A 20,322-nucleotide genomic window follows, 5' to 3' on the forward strand; every position below is an offset into this window, starting at 1 on the left:
CGCGCTGGCTGGGTTACCGGTACACAATTGATTAAACGGGAGATAGCGCATCATGGATACCACGATTCATACCATGCCCCGCCTCTTCGAGCAGCTCGGGCTGCCCTCCGATGAGGCCGCCATCCGCAAATTCATCCAGGACCATGCGCCGCTGCCGGCGGACATGCCGCTGCACAAGGCGCCGTTCTGGAACGAAAGCCAGTCCCGCTTCCTCTACGAGGGCATCGAGGAGAACGCCGACTGGGCAGAAGTCATCGATGATCTGGACGCCCAGCTCCGTCACTGAGCCGGGGCCACCAGGACCTGATTGCGACCTGCGGCCTTGGCCTGATACAGGGCGCGATCGGCCTGGTCGAACACCGCATCCAGCGCCACCCCCTCCCGGAACGGTGCCAGGCCGGCCGAGAAGGTAATGGACACCGGCTCACCCTGGAAGTGGAACGGCAGCTCCCGGATGTGGGACCGCAATTTGTTGATCACCTCCAGCGCCGTGTCCACGCCGGTTTCCGGCAGCAGCACCACGAATTCCTCGCCACCGTAACGGGCCACGAAGTCGGTCGCCCGCAGACGATCCCGCAACACCTTGGCCATCAACTGTATCACCCGGTCGCCGGCCTTGTGACCATAGCTGTCGTTGACCGCCTTGAAATGATCGATATCCAGTACGCACAGGGTGACCGGATTGTGGTAGCGCTGCCAGCGCTCATATTCAAAGGCCAGGCGCTCCTGCCACGCCTCCCGGTTGGGTAACTGGGTGAGCACGTCGGTCAGGGCCCGGCTGCGCTCCTGGCGCAGTTGCTCCTTGGTGTGTTCCGAGTGCGCCTCCAGTGTGGCCAGCTTTTCCTGCAGCACCGCCAGTTGCTCCTGGGCCAGGGCCTCCCGCGCCGATTCCTGTTCGCGGTAATGCCGCACCGAATGCGCAATCGACTCCAGGTGCTTGCTGACGGAAGCCTTGAGCTGGGCCATGTCATCGCTCTGCTCCAGGTTGTCGGTGAGCGCCTGCAGGTCCCGGTTCAGGCTTGTCTCCAGCTGTTCGGACGCGCTCTGGCGGTGCTCGCTCTGCGCCGACTGCTCCAGTAGATGGGTCTGCAGGGCCAACAGGCGCTCGTCAAGGCGCTTGAGGAAGCTCTCGAATTCCAGCTGGCCGCGACTGACTGCGGCAATGATCAGCTCGGCGGTTTCGTTGAGGGCATCACGCAACTCCTGCCAGTCGTCGCTCTCGGCCAGGCGGCTACGGATGCTGAGGGCCCGGGCATGGGCCGCCGGTGCCAGGGTGACCTGACTGAGCATGTGCTCCAACACCTCGGCCACCCGCCGGGCAAAACGGGCACGCTGCGCGTGGCTGGCCTTGAGGGCGGCTTGAAAGGGCTCGCAGGGGTCGGTGGCGTCCAATGCAGACGCCGGTACCTCCATGGTGACCGGCGGCTCCGGACTCGGCGCCGGCCGGCCACCAAACAGCCGGCCCAGCAGGCCATTTCCGGATTTGGCGGCAGACCCGCCCTGCAGCGCCTGAACTTCCAGTTCCGCCAGCCGCAACAGCCATTCCGGCAACGCCCGCTGCAGGGTATCCGGTTCGCTGAGCTGGCGCCCCAGCTGCTTCAGCTGATCGCCGTGACCCTGGAAAAGCTCGTGGTGGCGTAGCGCCGAGATCAACTGCTGGAGGCTGTCCCGGAGACGGGAGCCGATGCCGGAACTGTCGCTCTCCAGCGCCACCAGGCGCTGATCCAGCTGCTCCTGCAGCCGCCGCAACCCACCCGGATCTGCACCCTTGCGGCGCAAGTGCTCACGCACCCCCTCCAGGAGCCTGTCCAGTTGATCGTCCTGACCTTCCGCGGCAAAGCTGGTGCGTACCAGCAAGCGCTCGAGGGTGTGGCGCTCGGACTGCCACTGCTGCTCGCGCGCCTTGCTGCTGTCCAATTCCTGAAGGTACTGCTGCTTCCAGGACTGTTCCGATGCCATGCCTGTCTCCCGGTGGCATTGTGGTGTGAATGTCTTGGCCCGGGTCAGGTGTCGCCGGCCGTGTCCTGCGCCTTCGGGCGGCGCCTGGCTCTGGGATGGCTCTGGTCATACACCCGTGCCAGATGCTGGAAATCCAGGTGCGTGTAGATCTGGGTGGTGGCGATATCCGCATGCCCCAGCAGTTCCTGCACCGCCCTCAGATCGCCGCTGGACTCCAGCAGGTGACTGGCAAAGGAGTGTCGCAGCAGATGCGGATACAGGCGCTGGTCCGCGCCCTTGAGCAGGCCCCAGCGCTGCAGCCTAAGCTGCACACTGCGGGGGCTGATGCGGTCACCGCGGCGGCTGACAAACAGCGCCCGCTGGCTCTCTGGTGCCAGACCCGGGCGCACATTGAGCCAGTCCTGCAGCGCCAGCAGGGCCTTGCGGCCCACCGGCACCAGCCGCTCCTTGCCGCCCTTGCCCAGCACCCGGACTTCGCCGCTGCGGCCATCCACGGCCCCCAGATCCAGGCCGACCAGCTCCGCCAGCCGCAAGCCGGACGAGTAGAACAATTCGAACATGGCGCGATCCCGGATCTCCAGCGGTTCCTCGGCCCCGCCGTCCAGCAGCTGGTTGACCTGGTCCACGTCCACCACCCCCGGCAGCTTGCGACCGGACTTCGGCGCCCGGACATCCAGGGCCGGATTGTCCCGGACCTGGCGTTCCCGCAACAGGAAATCGTAGAAACGCCTTATCGAGGAGAGGTGGCGGGCGATGCTGCGACCGGCCAGACCGGCCCTGCTGAGCTGGGCCACATAACGTCGCAGGCCGGCCTGGTCCAGGCCGGACCACTGGTGCTGACGGGTTTGCTGCAGGTGGGCGCCCAGCCGCAGCAGGTCGCGCTGGTAGTGCCGGCAGGTCAGGGTCGCCTGGCGGCGCTCGGAGGACAGGTGGTCAATGAATCGCGCCAAAGGTTCCGCGAGCGAGGCTACAAGAGCGCTGTCGCCTTCGCCGCCGGCATCGTCTGCCCCGTGCGCAGAAGGCGCCATGGTCAGCGGGACTCGGCCACGGAGTCGGGCACCGCTCCCAGGCTGGCATGCCGGTGCAGCATGGGCGGCAACAGCCGGCTCAGGGTGTCGCTGATGTAGGTCAGGAACAGCGCGCCCATGCTCTGGTCGAAATAGCCCGGTTGACAGCTGCCGACGGCGAAGACACCAATCAGGCCGTTATGACGCAGGGGGACCAGCGCCACCGAAGCCACTGGCTGCTCCCGGTCGGGAAACAGGAAATCGCGCTGGCCTTCGCGGAACTGGCCACAGACCGCCCGTTCACCTTCCAGCAGGCTGCCCAGATGGCGCTCCGCCTCGGCCGGTGACACGACCTGCAGGGCACCCTCAGCGCTGGTGGCCAGGGGCTGGTCTGAAAACAGGATCACCGACGCCGCGTCCAGGCCAAAGTCACCGCGGATACTGTCGTCCACCGCGGCGGCCATGTCGTTGAGGCTGGTGGCCTCGATCACCTGCATCAGCAGGCGCTTGCTTTTCTCGAACAGACGATCGTTCTGGCGGGCGATGGACACCAGTTCCACCAGCTCGTGGCGGAGGGTGTCGCGCTGCTCCCGGAACAGGTGCACCTGGCGCTCCACCAGGGAAATCGCCCGGCCGCTGTCGTGGGGCAACGTCAGACTGCGAAGCAGCTCATCCTGGGCGACGAAGAAATCGGGGTTGGCACGGAGGTAATCCGCCACCTGTTCCGCGGTCAGGGCGTCGGCCTTCTGTCGGGCCGTTGGTTCTGTCATGCAATTCTCCTTTGATCACTGCCGGCCCCTGCCGCCACGTTCGCTCCGGCGGGAGCGACGGGGGGCCGCCTCCGCAGGCAGCCTGAGCTGGCCGTCAAAGACCCGCGCCGTCGGCCCTTCCATCATAACAGGGGCCCCCTCGCCCTGCCATTCGATGACCAGTGGACCACCGGGAAGTGTGACCTCTACCCGCTTGCCCAGCAGGCCCCGCAGCTGACCGGCTACCACCGCGGCACAGGCACCGGTGCCGCAGGCCAGGGTTTCGCCGGCGCCACGCTCGAACACGCGCAGGCGGGCATGACCGGTGTCCACCACCTGCAGGAAGCCGATATTGGCCCGGGCCGGGAAGCGGGGATGGCGCTCCAGGCGTGGCCCCAGGGTCGCCACTGGTGCGGTGTCCACGTCCTCCACCACCAGTACACCGTGGGGATTGCCCATGGAGACCGCACTGATCTCCAGGGTCTGGCCGTCCACTTCCATGGTGTACACCCGCTGGCGGTGGTCGGCCGCAAAGGGAATGGCCGGCGGGTTCAGCTCCGGCACTCCCATGTTGACGCTCACCCAGCCGTCCTTGCCCACCCGCAGCTCGATCACGCCGCCGCTGGTCTGGACCCGGAGCACTTTCTTGTTGGTGAGACGCTGGTCCCGGACAAAGCGGGCGAAACAGCGGGCGCCGTTGCCACACTGCTCCACCTCGCTGCCGTCGGAGTTGAAGATGCGGTAGCGGAAGTCCACGTCTGGCAGTCCCGGGGGTTCCACCACCAGGAGCTGGTCAAAGCCGATGCCGAAATGCCGGTCCGCCAGGGTACGGATCATCTCCGGCTGCAGCCAGAAAGGCTGGCTGATGGCGTCCACCACCATGAAGTCGTTGCCCAGGCCGTGCATCTTGGTGAACTCCAGCAGAGGACCCTGGCCGCGGCGCTCGGTCATGATGACTCCGTTGCCGAATCCGGCAGCCGGCTCTCCAGCCGAAGCTGGTCTTCCAGGGTCTCGCGCTGGCGCACCACGTGGACCTGATCGCCGTCCACCATCAGCTCTGGCGGGCGGTTGCGGGTGTTGTAGTTGGAACTCATGACAAAACCGTAGGCACCCGCGGAGCGCACTGCCAGCAAATCACCCGGTTGCAGCCGCAGCTTGCGTTCCTTGGCCAGGAAGTCACCGGTTTCGCAGACCGGGCCCACAAGGTCCCAGACTTTCTCGTCGCCGGTGTCGCGGGGGCTCACCGGTACCACCGCCTGCCAGGCGCCGTAGAGGGCGGGCCGGATCAGGTCGTTCATGGCAGCATCGATGACCGCGAAGTTGCGATGTTCGGTGCACTTGAGGAATTCGACACGGGTCAGCAGGATGCCGGCGTTGGCGGCAATGGAGCGACCGGGCTCCAGGATCAGCTCCAGGTCGCGTCCGGCCAGGCGTTCACAGAGCCTGGCCACGTAATCGGCAGGCTGCGGCGGGGTTTCCCTGTCGTAGGTCACCCCCAGACCGCCACCCATGTCCAGGTGCCGGATCATGATGCCCTGACCCGCCAGCTGGTCGACCAGCGCCAGCACCCGGTCCAGGGCGTCCAGGAAGGGTGCCACCGAGGTGAGCTGGGAGCCGATGTGGCAGTCCACGCCGATCACATCCAGGTTCGGCATCGCCGCGGCGCGGGCATAGACCGCCGGCGCCTCGTTGATGTCGATACCGAACTTGTTTTCCTTCAGGCCGGTGGAGATGTAGGGGTGGGTGCCGGCGTCCACGTCCGGGTTGACCCGCAGGGACACCGGCGCCTTCATGCCCAGTTCGCCGGCCACCGCGTTGAGACGGTCGAGCTCGGTGTCGGACTCCACATTGAAGCAGCGTACCCCGACGGTCAGGGCCCGGCGCATCTCCCAGGGCTGCTTGCCAACCCCGGAAAACACCACCCGGGAGGGATCACCGCCGGCCCGCAGCACCCGCTCCAGCTCACCGGCGGAGACGATATCGAAACCGGCGCCGAGGCGGGCCAGAACGTTCAGCACCGCCAGGTTGCTGTTGGCCTTGACGGCGTAGCACACCAGGTGGGGACGGCCCGCGAGGGCGTCGTCGTAAGCCCGGTAATGGCGTTCCAGCGTGGCGCGGGAATAGACATAGGCCGGCGTGCCGTGGGCGGCGGCAATATCGGCCAGCGCCACGTCCTCGGCAAAGAGGTGGCCGTCACGGTAATTGAAGTGGTCCATCGGTTGTCCTGTCACTGGTGGTACAGCGGTGCCCTAGCGCTCGCCGGAATCGTCACGCTCGGAGCCGGTGCCGGCCGTCTCGGCCTCGGAGGCCGGGGCCGCCTCCGGCGCCGGCCGGTAGAGCGGCCCTTTCTGGCCACAACCGGCGATCAACATGACCGTGACCAGAACCGCAAAGAGTGGAGAGAGCGTCCGCATTGCCTGCCGTACCCATGATTCGTTTGCCGGCAGTATACCTGACAGCAGTGATCAGGGCATATCCCCGGCCAGGGCCTGGTTCAGCGCCTGTTCCAGCTCACGGCGGTAGTAGAGGTACTGGGTGGTCTGCAGGTCCTGCTGGTAGACCTGGGGGTCCAGGTCGTGAGGCAGGTGAATGTCGGTCAGATAGACCGGGTAGGACTCCCCGGCCCGACGCCGGGAACGGATGTAGTGGGCGACGGCGGGAATCAGCTGGTCGCCGTACTCCAGCAGGGTGAACTCCTGGTCGCCACAGTAGATATCGAACCGCAGGTGGCTCTCGCCTTCCTGCACCCCCACCGCCTGCACTTCCAGCCCCCCCAGGGGCAGTTCCTCGCCGCTGACCGGGCGCCGCTCGGTGTGCCACTGGCCATCCCGCATCACCAGCTCGTAACAAAGGCAATCGGTCAGAGCGCCGGTCAGACCCTGGCTCTGGCGCAGCTGACGCCGCTCCAGCAGGTTCTCGAGGAATTTGAACAGCGGCGCCAGCAGGTGGCGCCGGCTGCTGAAGACCTGCTGCCAGCCGCAGACCGAGCCAAGCTCATCCACCACCCAGATCCGCGCCCGCTCGCCCTGCTGCTGGTAGAACACCTGCACACTTTCCGGCTGACTGGCCTGGCACACCGCCCGCAGCGCCGGGTCCTCCAGCAGGGCGTAACGGTCGAACAATACCGGGGAGTAGGTCTGCTGGGATTTGCGCAGGTAATCCATCAGCGCCTCCCGACTGTCCAGCCCGACGAAACCCGGCTCATTGCCCTGGAACTGCAGCACGAAATAGCGCCGGTCCATCTCGATCACGTAGCGCAGGGCATGGGGCCCCGTCCCACCGGCGAAGAAATAGCGCTGCACGTCGGCAAACAGCTCCTGCACCCGCCGGGCGATGGCGCCGCCATGGCCGCCAAAACTGTGCACCGCCAGGACCGGCAGATGGCGGGGGCTCTCCGCCACGCTGGCAAGGTAGTTCTTGAGGCACTGGATGAGGGTGTCACCGGCGGCATAGTGCTGCAGGCTGACCTCGTGCCAACTGCTCAGGGTCACCTGGTCGATGGTGTGAACCAGGTTCTCCCGGCCGCCGCTGAACCCCAGCGAATCGTGGCGGCCGCTGAGCTTATGCAGACCACGCTCGGTGAGACGGGCCTGGGGGTCCAGCGCCACGTTCACCAGCAGCAGCGTGGTCAGGGGCCGGGCCGGGGCCAGCAGGGCGTCACGGCTGGCCGGCGCCAGCGGCACCGGCAGGTGCTGGCTGAGGGTCTCCAGCAGTTCCCGCAGCTCCGCCACGCTCAATACGCTGCTGCCAGCCCGCACGTTGAGCCGGGTGGCCCGGGTCAGCAGGCCGTTGCAGTAGCTCCACACCAGCAGTTCGGTGAGGTTGCTGGCCCGTCGTATCACCGGCTGCCAGAAGGCGTCGGCGGGATTCTCCAGGTCCCGGTACAGCAGCCAGCCCTCACCACTGGCTTCCAGGCCTTGGGTGGACTGGTGATGGAAGGCCAGGTTCTCCTCCGCCAGCGATGGCGCGATGTTGGGGTTGATCAGCTCGATCTTGCCGGCCTTGCGCTGGAAGGCCGCGTAGAGCTTGCGGCCCAGCAGACCCATGTCGGTCTGGCTGATGGCCGCCTTGAGGGCATGGGTGCGGGCCAGCCGGGACAGCAACCGATAGCTGTGGCTGAGTTCATTGACCATGGCCCGGCGCAGGGTGATCACCTGCTCGGCGCGCCAGAGCTGTCGGTTGTCCAGATCCCGCAGGGTCTCCGGCCCCCAGCCCCAGGCCGTTACCAGTTGTTGCAGGAGCTGCCCCCGCCAGCGCTCCCCCGCTACCTCGGCCCGGCTCAGAGGCAATCCGGCCTTGAAATAGAGGGCGCGGCGCACCAGATCGAGCCGGCTGTCGGCATCCAGCTCCACCAGCCAGCGCTCCAGGCGCTGGTAAAGCAAGGCGTAAGGATCCAGCCGGTCGGGATCGGTCTCGCCGCCATAGATGGCGGCCTTGAAAGCCAGCGACAGCAGACCGCCGGCCGGGTCACGGGCGTAACATTCAATCAGCAGCAGCTTGAGCAGGGATTTCCAGGGCGAGTCGATGCCCTTGTAGAGCTGCCAGACCCCGGCCCCCAGGAACTCCTCCTCGGGGATGGCCGGCACGGCACCGAAGTCGATGTAGTCACTGGCCTTGATAAAGCGGCACTCGATCAGCTGCCGGGCGCGCTCCTCGTAGTTGCCTTCATCCGCCACCGGCACCAGCCACCAGAGCGGAAAACAGCCGGCCAGGTGGATGCCGGTGCGGTAGAACTCGTCCAGCAGCAGATAGTGCTGGGCACTGCCGCAGTTCTCGCCGCTGACCTCGGCGCGATGACGCCGGTGCCGCCAGTCCTCGGCGCAGAACACGAACACGTGAAGCTCCAGGCCCAGCCCGGCGGCCCACTCGGATACCCGGGCCGCCTTGCGCTCCAGGCGCTCGACGGCAGCTTCCGTCAGCCCCGGCCGGTGGCAGAGCCAGACGTCCAGATCGCTGGCCACCGAATGGCCCAGGGAGCCGGGGCTGCCCATCAGGAACATGGCCTCCACATCCGGCTGGCGTTTGCCGGCATCCCGCAGCGCGAAGGATCGGGCCAGGCGCTGGGCGGCGCCGATGGCGGCGGGTGACGGCTGGTAGTGGGCAATGCCGAACGGACAGTCGTGGTCCAGATAGCCCGGCAGGGCCGGATGATTGAGGTGAAACACCAGCGGCAGCACTTCCAGCACCACCTGCTGACGGTAGGTCAGCGCCGAATGGGCGCGCTGCCAACGGGCCTCGTTGACCTGCCAGAACCGGTCCCGGAGACGGCGCAGGACCTTGCGGTCGATACCTTCGTCAAAATCGAGGCGGATGGGCAGGTCTGGGGCGGTCACAGCGACTCCGTGAAAGTGGTTTTTACGACACCGGTATCAGTCTGACGGCCGCACTCCCGATAAGATGAGGCCAGACTCGCAAACCGTTCACGATCATAGCAGGTCACTTTGCCTTGAAAGAATTCTTCATTCGCCGCTACCGGATCGAGTCCGGCCAGGCCGACCCCCGTCGCACCCTGATCCGGATTGACGACGCCGGCATCATCACCTTTGTCGACAGCCAGGCCGAGGCGGTGCTGGGCTTTGGCGCCAGTACCCTGGTGGGCCAGCCGGTATCGCGCCTGGTGGCGGCACGGGAGGACGATCCCCTGACACCGGCGAACCGGCAGAGGTTCGAGCGGGGCCATTCGGTGCTGGTGACCCTGCGACATCGGGAGGGCTTTTTCTTCACCGCCCAGCTCACCCTGCGCCTGGCGGTCAGGGACGCCGACCAGGCCGTCAGCGCCTTCGTTACCCTGAGGGATTCGTTGCCACTGGATCCGCGGCTGCTGGCCCTGACCGAAAAGGCGGTTCAGCTCGGCTTCTGGGAGCTGGATATCCAGGACAACCGGATGAGCTGGTCGGAGGGCCTCTATCGCCTGCTGGGACTGCGTCCGGGCAGCGACATCACCCCGGAGCAGGCGCTGTTCTACTGCCAGGGCGGCCAGAACCGGCTACGGGCAATGTTCCGCCGTTGCGCCCGCACCGGCGAGCCTTTCGATGCCACTCTGGATCTGGTCAATGCCCGCCAGCAGTCGCGCCGCATCCGGGTTCACGGCCAGGCTCTCAAACAGGGGCTGCAGGTGACCGGTCTCAGCGGCGTGGTCAGCGATCTCAGTCCGCAGCGGGAACTGGCGTCCCGGACCACCCGTGGCCAGGCCCTGCTCAGCGCTTTGATGGCCGCCACCGATGACCTGGTGGTGGCGGTGGATACCGGCCTCAACCTGCTGTGCTGTAACAGCGCTTTCCGGCACCAGGCCCGGGAGACCTTCGGCGTCGAGGTTCGTGACGGGGACAATCTGTGCCAGTTGCTGGCCGAGTTCCCCAATGAGCGGCGGCTGGTGCAGCGGCTCTGGCAGAGGGCCTTCGAGCGCGAGAGCTTCACCGTGGAGATGCCGCTGGCGATGCAGGACCGGGAACTGCCGGTCTACGAACTGCGTTACCAGCGCCTGCTGGACGAGGAAGGCGAAGTGTTGGGGGCGGTGCAGGTGGCGCGGGATGTCAGTGACCGTACCCGGGTTGCCGGCAATCGGCGCTACATGAACCGCCACGACCCCATCACCGGCCTGCTCAACCAGCGCGAATTCGGCCTGCGGCTGGCGCGCCTGCTACGCAACACCTGTGACAGCGCCGGCCGCCACGGCCTGCTCTACTTCAACCTCGACGGCTTCACCGAACTTGGTGAGCGCGCGCCGCCAGGCACCGGCGACCGTTACCTGAGGGCCCTGGCCGGGGAGATGATGGTGCGCATTCGCCAGCGTGATTCTCTGGCGCGGCTGTCCGGCGACACCTTTGCCCTGCTGATCGAGAACTGCGACCGCATTGAGGCCGCCAAGGTCGCGGACACCCTGCTGACCCTGATCGCCGACTTCGTGTTCCAGTGGCAGGATGTCAGCCTGCAGACCACCGCCAGTGCCGGGCTGCTGCGACTCCACGGTGAATGTTCCCAGGATCCGGAAAAGCTGCTGGAGCAGGCCGCGGATCTCTGCCACACCGCCAAGACCGCCGGCCGCAATCGGCTCCACGCCGCCGACGCGGTCTCCGACGAGGTCCAGGCCGGGCTGGCCCGCGGCCGCCTCGAGGCGTTGCGGGAGAGCCTCGACAACGACCGCCTGGAGCTGCAGTTCCAGAGCCTGCGGCCAGTGGCCAGTGTGACCTGGGGCGACCACATCGAGATCCTGGCCCGGCTGCGGTCGGAGAACCCCGACGAACCCGTGCTGGAGCCCGCCGAATTTCTGCCCCTGGCCGAACGTTTCGACCTGGCCCGGGATATCGACCGGGCGGTGATTCGCAAGACCCTGGCCTGGCTGGCACGCCACAGCCTGCTGGAGCCAAGACTAAAGTACTGCGGCTTCAACTTGTCGCTGGCCAGTGTGCTGGACGACAGCTTTCCGGACTTCATGGCCACCCTGCTGCGGGACCTGCCGTTTGCGCCGGAATGCTTCTGCCTGGAGATCCGCGAAACCACCGCCAGCCAGTACCCGGACGAGGTTACGGTGCTGTGCGATGCGTTACATCGGATTGGCTGTCGGGTGGCCCTGGATGGGGCGGGGGCCAGCGTGGCCAGCTACAGCCTGGCGGCGACCCTGCCGGTGGACATCATCAAGCTGGACCAGGCCATGATGGCGCACCTGCACGACGACCCGGTGCAGCAGGTCATGGTGGAGGCGCTGCACAAGATCGCTGCAGCGGCTGGCAAGGCCACGGTGGCCACGTTTATCGAGAACGACGAGGCGCTGCGCAAGGTGCGCAGCCTGGGCATCCACTACGGCCAGGGCTTCCGGCTGTCGCGGCCGCGGCCGCTGGAAGAACTGCGACCGGTCGCGGTGGAGCTGGACACCGGCCGCATCGGGGGCTGAGGCGCCGGGGGTCAGGCCTTGCCGAGACCCTGGCGGGCGCGGGCCACGGCGGCACGGACCTGGTCAGGCGCGGTGCCGCCGGTGTGGTTGCGGGCCTGCACCGAGCCTTCCAGGGTCAGCACGTCGAAGACATCGCCGTCGATCACCTCGGAGAAGCCACGGAGCTCGGCCAGGGTCATGTCGGACAGGTCACGACCCTCGGCAACACCAAAACCCACTGCCTTGCCAACGATCTCGTGGGCATCCCGGAAGGCCACGCCTTTCTTCACCAGGTAATCCGCCAGGTCGGTGGCAGTGGAGAACCCGCGCTTGGCCGCCACCCGCATGTTGTCGGCCCGGGCCCGGATCGCCGGCACCATGTCGGCGTAGGCCTTGAGGCAGCCCTTGACGGTATCAACGGTGTCGAACAGCGGCTCCTTGTCTTCCTGGTTGTCCTTGTTGTAGGCCAGGGGCTGGCCTTTCATCAGGGTCAGCAGGCTGATCAGGTGGCCGTTGACCCGGCCGGTCTTGCCCCGCACCAGCTCCGGCACGTCCGGGTTCTTCTTCTGGGGCATGATGGAGGAGCCGGTACAGAAGCGGTCCGGCAGGTCAATGAAGTCGAACTGGGCCGAGGTCCAGAGCACCAGCTCTTCGCTGAAGCGGGACAGATGGGTCATCAGCAGGGCCGCAAAGCTGCAGAATTCGATGGCAAAATCCCGGTCGCTGACCGAATCCAGGGAGTTCTCGCTGGCCCGGTCAAAACCCAGCAGCCGTGCGGTGATGGTGCGATCGATGGGATAGGTGGTACCGGCCAGGGCGGCGGCCCCCAGGGGCATGACGTTGACCCGCTTGCGGCAGTCCTGCAGGCGCTCGGCGTCCCGCACCAGCATCTCGTACCAGGCCATCAGGTGATGGCCGAAGGTCACCGGTTGGGCGGTCTGCAGGTGGGTGAAACCGGGCATGATGGTGTCGGCCTCGCGCTCAGCCAGATCCAGCAGGCCGGACTGCAGGCGGGCCAGCTCCTCGGCGATGGCGTCGATCTCGTCCCGCAGGTAGAGGCGGATGTCAGTGGCGACCTGGTCGTTTCGGCTGCGGCCGGTGTGGAGCTTCTTGCCGGTGATGCCGATGCGGTCGGTAAGCCGGGCCTCGATGTTCATGTGGACGTCTTCCAGGCGGACCGACCACTCGAAGTTGCCAGCCTCGATGTCCGCCTTGACCGCCTGCAGACCCTCGATGATCTGGGTCTTTTCATCGGCGGTCAGCACGCCGACCTCCGCCAGCATGGTGGCGTGGGCGATGGAGCCGGTGATGTCGTGGTGATAGAGCCGCTGATCAAACCCGACCGATGCGGTGAATCGCTCCACGAAGGCATCCGTCGGCTCCGTGAACCGACCGCCCCAGGGTTTTTCGGCGCTCTTGCTCTGGTCAGTCATGGTCTATCTTTCCTGCTGGCAGCCCGGCATTATCTGGCGAGCCTGGTGAAAATGAGGCGGCGATTATAACACTCTCTGGGAGACTCTCACCTGCATGAGCACCCGCAGTCGTAAAAACCGGCAGGTTCCGCGGGAGGACACCGGCGGCGAAGAATTCTTCGTGCCGGACCTGTGCCGGGTGCGCGCGGTGTTCATGCTGCTCATCACCAGCGAGTTGATGGTGCTGCTACTGGCAGTGATCCGGGCCGACAGCGGCTGGATCGACTGGAACTACTTTGGCCTGCTGTCCCTGTTCGTACAGTGGACCCTGCTCACCAGCGCCGCCATTATCTGCGCCCTGCGCCAGCGCCTGCAGCCCCTGGGCGTGGCCCGGGCCAGCGCCCTGATCACCGCCATCGTGGTGCTGGATGTGCTGGTATTCAGCCTGTTTGCCGGCGAAGTGCTCAACCCCCAGCAGCCGGGCCTGCCCTGGCAGGGTATCGGCCGCAACCTGCTGCTGGCGGCCATCATCACCCTGATGGTGCTGCGCTACTTCTACCTCCAGCACCAGTGGCAGCAGCAGCGCCAGGCCGAAATGCAGGCCCGGCTGACGGCGCTGCAGGCCCGCATCCATCCCCACTTCCTGTTCAACAGCATGAACACCATCGCCAGCCTGATCGCCACCCGGCCGGAACAGGCCGAGGAAGCCGTACTGGACCTGTCGGAGCTGTTCCGCGCCAGCCTGCGGACCCAGAACCGGCTGATCCCCCTGGCCGAGGAACTGGCCCTGTGCCGGCGCTACCTGATGATCGAGGGCCTGCGCCTGGGGGAGCGCCTGCAGGTGGACTGGGCGGTCGCCGGAGACCTGAAGCATCAGGCAGTGCCACCACTGACCCTGCAACCACTGGTTGAGAACGCCATCTATCATGGTATTCAACCGCGGGCTTCCGGCGGCACCATCCGCATCGAGGGCTATCGCAAGGGCGACTCGGTCTATCTCATGGTGCAGAACCCGAGGCCGGAAGCGGACCAGAAGAACCACGAGGGCAACCGCATGGCACTGGACAACATCCAGGCCCGCTTGCGGGCGCTATTCGGCGAACCGGCGGTGCTCAAGCACAGTCAGCAGGGCAGCACCTACACCGTTACCCTGCGCCTGCCATGGCAGCCGGTTAATCTCCCCCAGTCCTGGAGCCCGAGCCATGACAGCCAGTGATCCGCAACGCATCCTGATCGCCGACGACGAGCCCCTGGCCCGGGAGCGGCTGGCGCGGCTGGTGGACAGACTGGACGGCTACCGGGTCTGCGGCGAATCCGGTGACGGCCACGCCACCCTGCGGGCGGTTGCGGAGCTGGAGCCCGATATCCTCCTGCTGGATATCCGCATGCCCGGCATGGACGGCATGGAAGTCGCGGAAAAGCTCAGCGCCCTCACCCACCCACCGGCGATCATCTTTTGCACCGCCTACGATCATTACGCCATCAACGCCTTCGAGGTGCAGGCTGCGGCCTACCTGCTCAAACCGGTGCGTCGGGAGGCCCTGGCGGACGCCCTGGGCCGCGCCGGTCGGATCAACCGGGTCCAGCTCCAGGCCCTGCAGGTGCGCAGCGAAGCCAGTGAGGACCAGCTGGCGGTGCGCACCCACCGGGGTACCGAGCTGATCGAGCTGGCGGCCATCCTCTACTGCGAGGCCGACCAGAAGTGCGTCACCATCCATCACAGCCAGGGCGAAACGGTGACCGACTTCACCCTCAAGGAACTTGAGCAGGCCTATCCGGAGCAGTTGCTACGCATCCACCGCCAGACCCTGGTCGGGGTGCGTCATATCCAGGCGCTGCTACGGGACGACGACGGCCACTACCGCATCCGCCTGCGTCAGCAGGACACCGAGTTGCCGGTAAGCCGGCGCCATGCCACCGCCGTACGTCAGAAGCTGAGCCCGGGCTGAGGCGTAGCCCGGACGGGACTTTTTCGCCGTCCCGCGTTAGTCTTGTGCCACACTTTTTCCAATCTGGTCCGACCCTAACCATGTCCAAACGCACGCTTAAGATTGCAACCCGAAACAGTGCCCTGGCACTCTGGCAGGCCGAATTCATCAAGGCCGAGCTGGAACGCATGCACGATCACGTCAGTGTCGAGCTGATCGGCATAAAGACCCAGGGCGACAAGATCCTGGACGTGCCCCTCGCCAAGATCGGCGGCAAGGGTCTGTTCGTGAAGGAGCTGGAAGAGGCTATGCTGGACGGCCGCGCCGACCTGGCGGTGCACTCCATGAAGGACGTGCCCATGACCTTTCCCGAGGGCCTGGGCCTGGTGGCCATCTGTGAGCGGGAAGACCCGACCGACGCCTTTGTCAGCAACCACTACAACAACGTGGACGATCTGCCGGAGGGCGCCGTGGTGGGCACCGCCAGCCTGCGCCGGGAATCCCAGCTGCGGGCCTACCGGCCCGACCTGAAGATCCACACCCTGCGGGGCAATGTGAACACCCGCCTGGCCAAACTGGACCGGGGCGAGTTCGACGCCATTGTGCTGGCCAGCTCCGGCCTCAAGCGCCTGGGCTTCCACGACCGTATCCGCTACGGCATGCCGGATCGCATCTCCCTGCCGGCCGTGGGCCAGGGCGCCCTGGGCATCGAGTGCCGGCTGGACGACCACGAACTGCGGGAGCTGCTGGCACCCCTCAATCACGCCGACTCTGCCGACCGGGTAAAAGCCGAAAGGGCCCTCAACCGTCGCCTTGAGGGCGGCTGCCAGGTGCCCATTGCTGCTTACGCCCTGCTGGAGGACGAGGATACCCTGTGGCTTCGCGGCCTGGTGGGCGCGGTGGACGGCAGCGAGATCTTCCGGGTGGAGGGTCGCGCGCCCCGGGCCGAGGGCGAACGCCTGGGCCGGGAACTTGCCGAAGACCTGCTGGCTCTGGGGGCGGACCGGGTGCTGGCCGAGATCTATGGTCACACCCCGACCTGAAGCCGACCTGGCCGGCGCCCGGGTCCTGGTCTGCCGGCCGGAACCCGAGGCCGGCCGGCTGGCCGCCTACCTGGAGGCCTGCGGGGCCGAGGTACGGGTGCTGCCGCTGATCGAGCGGGTGGACCTGCCGGAAACCGCCGCCGACCGCACCCTGATCCAGAACCTGGACCTGTTCCAGCACGTGATCGCCGTCAGTCCTTACGCCGCAGGGCGCCTGCTGGAGCGAATCGACACCTGGTGGCCCCAGTTTCCGGTGGGCCTGAACTGGTATGGCGTCGGCGCCAGTACCGCCGCGGTGTTCGCTGCCGCCGGGCTGACGCCCCAGGCACCACCGGATGGCTTTACCAGCGAACACCTGCTGGCCCTGCCGGGCCTGCACGCCCCGGCCGGCGAGAAAGTCCTGCTGGCACGAGGTGAGCGCGGCCGGGAGCTGGTCCGGGACAGCCTCAACCGGCGCGGCGCCGTGGTGAGCGAGTTGATCCTCTACGACCGGCGGCGACCGTCCTGGTCCGAGTCCGACCTGCGGGACCATCTGGGTGACTTTGACCCTCACGCCATCGTCGCCCTTTCTGGAGAAACATTGAACAATCTCATGGCCCTAGGTGAGAATAGCGACCATAATCTCAAACAACGATTGCTGGTGGTGCCGGCCAACCGGGTTGCCCAGCAGGCCCGGGCGTCCGGCTTTGACTGGATTCTGACTCCGGCCAGCCTGGCGGATGATGCCATTGCCACCGGTATTGCCGAGCACCTGGCCAGACCAGCCCGGGCGCCCCGGCCCAACACATCGCTCAGCTAAGGACGCCCGTGACTGACTCAAACAAGCAACTGCCTGCCACAGTCGACCAGCCCCAGCCCCCACGTCCCCGAATCTGGCCCCTCTGGCTGATCGCTGTGCTGGCCCTGGCCGTGAGCCTGGCCCTGGCTTTTGCCGGCTACCTGCTGTGGCTGCAGCAGCAGTCCATGCAGGACCGCCTGAGTTCAGTGATCCAGACCGCCGAAAGACTGCAGAACAACTACAGCCAGACCGACAATCAGCGGGCCGAACGGCTACAGGCATTGGACAGCCGGATCAATGAACTGCGGGAGAAGATCGCCACCCAGCAGCGCCAGATTGACCATAACGCCCGTGAACTGCTGGAAGCCGGCAACCGCACCCGCACCGACTGGCTGCTATCGGAGGCCGAGTACCTGCTGCGTATCGCCAACCAGCGGCTGCAGATTGAACAGGACTACAAGGGCGCCCTGGCGGTCCTGCAGGCGGCTGACCAGGTCCTGGCGGAAACCGACGATGTCGGCGTCTACCCGGTACGGGAGCAACTGGCGCGGGAAATCATGGCGCTCAAGAGCATTGCCGGCGTCGACCGTACCGGCCTTTACCTGCAGCTTGAGGCTGCCATCGAAACCGTGCAGTCGCTGTCCGACAGCGCCCTGGCCGGCAACGACCCCGCGCCAGCCCCAACAGCGACCGGTGAGGATGGTGGCGGACAGAGCCAGGGCGCCGTCGCCCGGGCCTGGCAGGAAACCCGCGAAACCCTCGCCAGCATGATCGTGGTGCGTCGCCTGGACGAGCCGGTCAAGCCGCTGCTATCGCCGGAGCAGAGCGCCTACGCCCGCCTCAACATCCAGCTGATGCTGGAGGAGGCCGAGCTGGGCCTGCTGGAGCGCAACCAGATCGTTTACCAGCAGGCCCTGGGCAAGGCCCTGGACGCCATCAAGCGCTGGTACGACAACAGCGATCCGCGGATCGAGGCCCTGCTGGGCACCCTCTCCGAACTGCGCCAGAAGTCCATCGACCCGGAGCTGCCGGACATCAGCAAGTCGCTGGAACTTCTCAAGGCGCGGCTGGAAGGCCGTACCGATCCCGCGGCGAATCGCGACGACGATGGCCAGGCCGAATCCGCCGCACCCACCTCTGACAACGGGGATGCCGGCTCATGATCAAGCTGCTGGTGATCATTCTGGTAGCGCTGCTGCTGGGCGTGGGCCTCAGCATGGGCCTGCAGTACGACCTGGGCTATGTACGGATCAGCCTGGGCCACTACCTGATCGAAACCAATTTCTGGGTGGGCCTGGCGGGCCTGCTGGTGCTGGTGTTTGCCATCCTGCTGGTGATCGGCCTGCTGCGCCGCACCGGTCGCGGTGCCGGCGTGATCGGCGGCTGGCTGGCCCGCGGCAAGGAACGCCGGGCGCGGCGGCGTACCACCCAGGGCCTGCTGGCCCTGGCGGAAGGCAACTGGCCTCGTGCCCGCAAACTGCTGGAAGCCTCCGCCAGCCAGGCCGACACCCCGCTGATCAACTACCTGGCGGCCGCCCAGGCGGCCTTCGAATGCGGCGACCACGACGCCGTCGATGACCTGTTGCGGCGAGCCTTCGAAAGTACCCCGGGCTCCGACATGGCGGTGGGCATCACCCAGGCCCAGCTGCAGCTGGCGGGCAACCGCCTGGAGCAGGCCTTGGCCACCCTGATCCGTCTGCGCAAGCAGACGCCGCACCATCCCTTTGTGCTGAAGCTGCTGAAGAACACCTATGTCCGGTTGGAGGACTGGCGCGAGCTGTCCAAACTGCTGCCGGAACTGCGCAAGCGGGAGCTGCTGGACAAGGAAGAGCTGAACATGCTGGAGCGCACCGCCTGGCACAACCTGCTGCAGCGAGCTGCGGCGGAATGCCGCCGGCAATCAGTCGGTGGTCAGGACCTGTCACCGCTGACCCGGCTGTGGGACGAGCTGCCGGGTTTCCTGCGCCGGGACGAGCACACCATCCGGGAGTACGCCCGGCTGCTGGCGGAGCTGGGGGACGAGGTGCAGGCCGAGACCCTGCTGCGCAAAGTGCTGCGTAACCACTGGAGCGATGAACTGATCAACCTCTACGGCCGCCTCCAGGGCCAGAAGCCGGACGAGCAACTGCTGATGGCGGAGCGCTGGCTGCAGGACCGGCCCAACAATGCCGAGCTGCTGCTGGCACTGGGCCGGCTCAGCCTTCGCAACGAACTCTGGGGCAAGGCCCGGGAGTATTTCGAGACCAGCCTCAAGCTGCGCCGCAGCCGCGAGACCATGGCGGAACTGAGCCGTCTCAACGCCCACATGGGGGACGAGCAGGACAGTGTCCGGCTGCTGATGCAGGGGTTGGTGAAGGACAGCGGGTTGCCCGATCTCCCCATGCCCAAGGCCTGAGAAAGCCTCTGAGGGGGTGAGGGGCTGTGTTGCGCGGTGCTCGCAAACTCGCCTACCAGACGGTATGTCTCCTTTGCTGCGCTCCGGGCGCCTTGCCCCTCACCCCCTCAGAGGCTTTCTGGTCTTGGCGGGGGCGAGGGGCTGTGTTGCGTCAGCGGGGGGCGTATTCCAGCACGTCGGAGAAGAACTCGGACTCGGGCAGCCCGTCGGCCACCAGCGCGTCCATGAGGGTATAGACCATGGTGGGCGAGCCGCTGGCCATGACCCGGGCGTTGCGCCAGTCGTGGGCCGACGCCCGGACCACACGCACCAGCTGATCGTGATGACCGGACCAGTCGTTGTCCTCGCAGTCCCCCACCACCGGTACGAATTTCAGCGGCGGCCACTCTTCGTGCCACTGCTGGGCCAGTGAGCGCAGGTACATGTCCTCGTGGCGGCGCACCCCCCAGAACAGGGTGACGGGCTGGTCGAAGTCGGTTTCCTGCAGGTAGTCCACCATGCTTTTCATCTGGGCGAAGCCGGTACCGGCGGCCACCATGACCAGCGGCTTGTCCGGCACCGACGCCAGGCAGGCGTGACCGTGGGGAATATCCAGGGTGACCGGATCACCTGACTTGAGGGCATCGATCACGCGCTGGGCCGACACCCACTCGGGCGTGGCCTGGATATGCAGTTCCAGATGCTCGGCGCTGGGGCTGCTGGCGATGGAGAAATAGCAGGGGTCGGCAGCCGGCAGCAGCACCGACAGGTACTGGCCGGCATGGAAGGACAGCTCCCGCCGACGCGGCAACTGAAGCTCCACGCCGTAAACGTCATGACTGATCGAACGCAGATCCACCACGTTGGCGTGAAACTTCCGGGCGGGGTTCTCTCCTGCTGCCATAACGGTCTCGATCTCCAGTTCAATGTCACCCAGGCCCTGGCTTCGGCAAAGCATCAGACGCCCGGCGTTCGGTACCCGGGTCCGGGTACGGTTGCTCAGCACCCGGCCGCTCAGCAGCCGGGCTTCACACAATTCACACACGCCGTTACGGCAGGCGGAAGGCACCGCAATGCCGGCGGCTCTGGCGGCGCTGAGCAGATCGCTGTCCGCCGGCGCCCGGAACACCAGACCCGAAGGCCTCAGCGTTATTCGCGCTCCGGGCTCGTCATCACCCACCGGGTCCCAAGCCATGGACGTG

Annotated in this window: 17 protein-coding genes; 8 read left to right on the top strand and 9 right to left on the bottom strand. The window is 66.5% G+C overall.

Going from position 1 to position 20,322, the window contains the following annotated elements; genetic code table 11:
• Positions 1-52: 52 nt before the first annotated feature.
• Positions 53-286: a DUF2789 domain-containing protein gene (locus R3280_RS01005; RefSeq protein ID WP_318996710.1), complete on the top strand. Its 234-nt coding sequence runs from the start codon at positions 53-55 to the stop codon at positions 284-286.
• Here the strand turns inward: R3280_RS01005 and R3280_RS01010 are convergent.
• The 7 genes from R3280_RS01010 to R3280_RS01040 are packed head-to-tail and all read right to left on the bottom strand — an operon-like array spanning position 280 to position 9,048.
• On the bottom strand, positions 280-1,959 hold the full coding sequence (locus R3280_RS01010) for a diguanylate cyclase (protein WP_318996711.1): 1,680 nt from the start codon (positions 1,957-1,959) through the stop codon (positions 280-282). The genes R3280_RS01005 and R3280_RS01010 overlap by 7 nt on opposite strands.
• A 44-nt stretch (positions 1,960-2,003) precedes the next feature.
• A complete protein-coding gene (gene xerC, locus R3280_RS01015; RefSeq protein WP_318996712.1) occupies positions 2,004-2,987 on the bottom strand; it encodes a tyrosine recombinase XerC in 984 nt (327 codons plus the stop codon).
• 2 nt (positions 2,988-2,989) lie between these two features.
• On the bottom strand, positions 2,990-3,736 hold the full coding sequence (locus tag R3280_RS01020) for a DUF484 family protein (RefSeq protein WP_318996713.1): 747 nt from the start codon (positions 3,734-3,736) through the stop codon (positions 2,990-2,992).
• A gap of 15 nt (positions 3,737-3,751) precedes the next feature.
• A complete protein-coding gene (gene dapF, locus R3280_RS01025) occupies positions 3,752-4,666 on the bottom strand; it encodes a diaminopimelate epimerase (RefSeq protein WP_318996714.1) in 915 nt (304 codons plus the stop codon).
• Positions 4,663-5,931 carry a diaminopimelate decarboxylase gene (lysA, locus tag R3280_RS01030; protein ID WP_318996715.1) on the bottom strand — a complete coding sequence of 423 codons (1,269 nt, stop codon included), beginning with the start codon at positions 5,929-5,931 and terminating at the stop codon, positions 4,663-4,665. The genes dapF and lysA overlap by 4 nt, the downstream gene beginning before the upstream one ends.
• A 33-nt stretch (positions 5,932-5,964) precedes the next feature.
• Positions 5,965-6,129, bottom strand: a complete 165-nt coding sequence (lptM, locus tag R3280_RS01035) for an LPS translocon maturation chaperone LptM (RefSeq protein WP_413468725.1) — start codon at positions 6,127-6,129, stop codon at positions 5,965-5,967.
• Positions 6,130-6,180: 51 nt separating this feature from the next.
• The gene (locus tag R3280_RS01040; protein ID WP_318996717.1) at positions 6,181-9,048 is read right to left on the bottom strand and encodes a class I adenylate cyclase; all 2,868 of its coding nucleotides are present in this window, start codon (positions 9,046-9,048) and stop codon (positions 6,181-6,183) included.
• Positions 9,049-9,161: 113 nt separating this feature from the next.
• On the opposite strand from R3280_RS01040, the gene R3280_RS01045 reads away from it, so the two are divergent.
• Positions 9,162-11,606, top strand: coding sequence for an EAL domain-containing protein (locus R3280_RS01045; protein ID WP_318996718.1), 2,445 nt, complete (start codon positions 9,162-9,164; stop codon positions 11,604-11,606).
• Positions 11,607-11,617: 11 nt separating this feature from the next.
• Here the strand turns inward: R3280_RS01045 and argH are convergent, their stop codons facing one another.
• Positions 11,618-13,018: an argininosuccinate lyase gene (argH, locus tag R3280_RS01050; protein WP_318996719.1), complete on the bottom strand. Its 1,401-nt coding sequence runs from the start codon at positions 13,016-13,018 to the stop codon at positions 11,618-11,620.
• A gap of 94 nt (positions 13,019-13,112) precedes the next feature.
• On the opposite strand from argH, the gene R3280_RS01055 reads away from it, so the two are divergent.
• The 6 genes from R3280_RS01055 to R3280_RS01080 all read left to right on the top strand — a co-directional run bounded on the left by R3280_RS01055 (position 13,113) and on the right by R3280_RS01080 (position 19,141).
• Positions 13,113-14,213, top strand: a complete 1,101-nt coding sequence (locus R3280_RS01055; protein ID WP_318996720.1) for a sensor histidine kinase — start codon at positions 13,113-13,115, stop codon at positions 14,211-14,213.
• Positions 14,200-14,946 (top strand): LytTR family DNA-binding domain-containing protein, encoded by a 747-nt coding sequence (locus tag R3280_RS01060; protein WP_318996721.1) that lies wholly within the window; start codon positions 14,200-14,202, stop codon positions 14,944-14,946. The genes R3280_RS01055 and R3280_RS01060 overlap by 14 nt, the downstream gene beginning before the upstream one ends.
• A gap of 80 nt (positions 14,947-15,026) precedes the next feature.
• On the top strand, positions 15,027-15,968 hold the full coding sequence (hemC, locus tag R3280_RS01065; RefSeq protein WP_318996722.1) for a hydroxymethylbilane synthase: 942 nt from the start codon (positions 15,027-15,029) through the stop codon (positions 15,966-15,968).
• On the top strand, positions 15,949-16,767 hold the full coding sequence (locus R3280_RS01070) for a uroporphyrinogen-III synthase (RefSeq protein WP_318996723.1): 819 nt from the start codon (positions 15,949-15,951) through the stop codon (positions 16,765-16,767). The genes hemC and R3280_RS01070 overlap by 20 nt, the downstream gene beginning before the upstream one ends.
• 8 nt (positions 16,768-16,775) lie before the next feature.
• On the top strand, positions 16,776-17,909 hold the full coding sequence (locus R3280_RS01075; protein ID WP_318996724.1) for a uroporphyrinogen-III C-methyltransferase: 1,134 nt from the start codon (positions 16,776-16,778) through the stop codon (positions 17,907-17,909).
• Positions 17,906-19,141 carry a heme biosynthesis HemY N-terminal domain-containing protein gene (locus R3280_RS01080; RefSeq protein WP_318996725.1) on the top strand — a complete coding sequence of 412 codons (1,236 nt, stop codon included), beginning with the start codon at positions 17,906-17,908 and terminating at the stop codon, positions 19,139-19,141. Before R3280_RS01075 ends, R3280_RS01080 begins: the two co-directional genes overlap by 4 nt.
• A 151-nt stretch (positions 19,142-19,292) precedes the next feature.
• Here R3280_RS01080 and R3280_RS01085 read toward each other — a convergent pair whose 3' ends face one another.
• On the bottom strand, positions 19,293-20,315 hold the full coding sequence (locus tag R3280_RS01085; RefSeq protein WP_318996726.1) for a 2Fe-2S iron-sulfur cluster-binding protein: 1,023 nt from the start codon (positions 20,313-20,315) through the stop codon (positions 19,293-19,295).
• Between the last annotated feature and the right edge of the window lie 7 nt (positions 20,316-20,322).

The sequence above is a fragment of the Marinobacter sp. genome (assembly GCF_033722195.1).
Lineage (GTDB): Bacteria > Pseudomonadota > Gammaproteobacteria > Pseudomonadales > Oleiphilaceae > Marinobacter.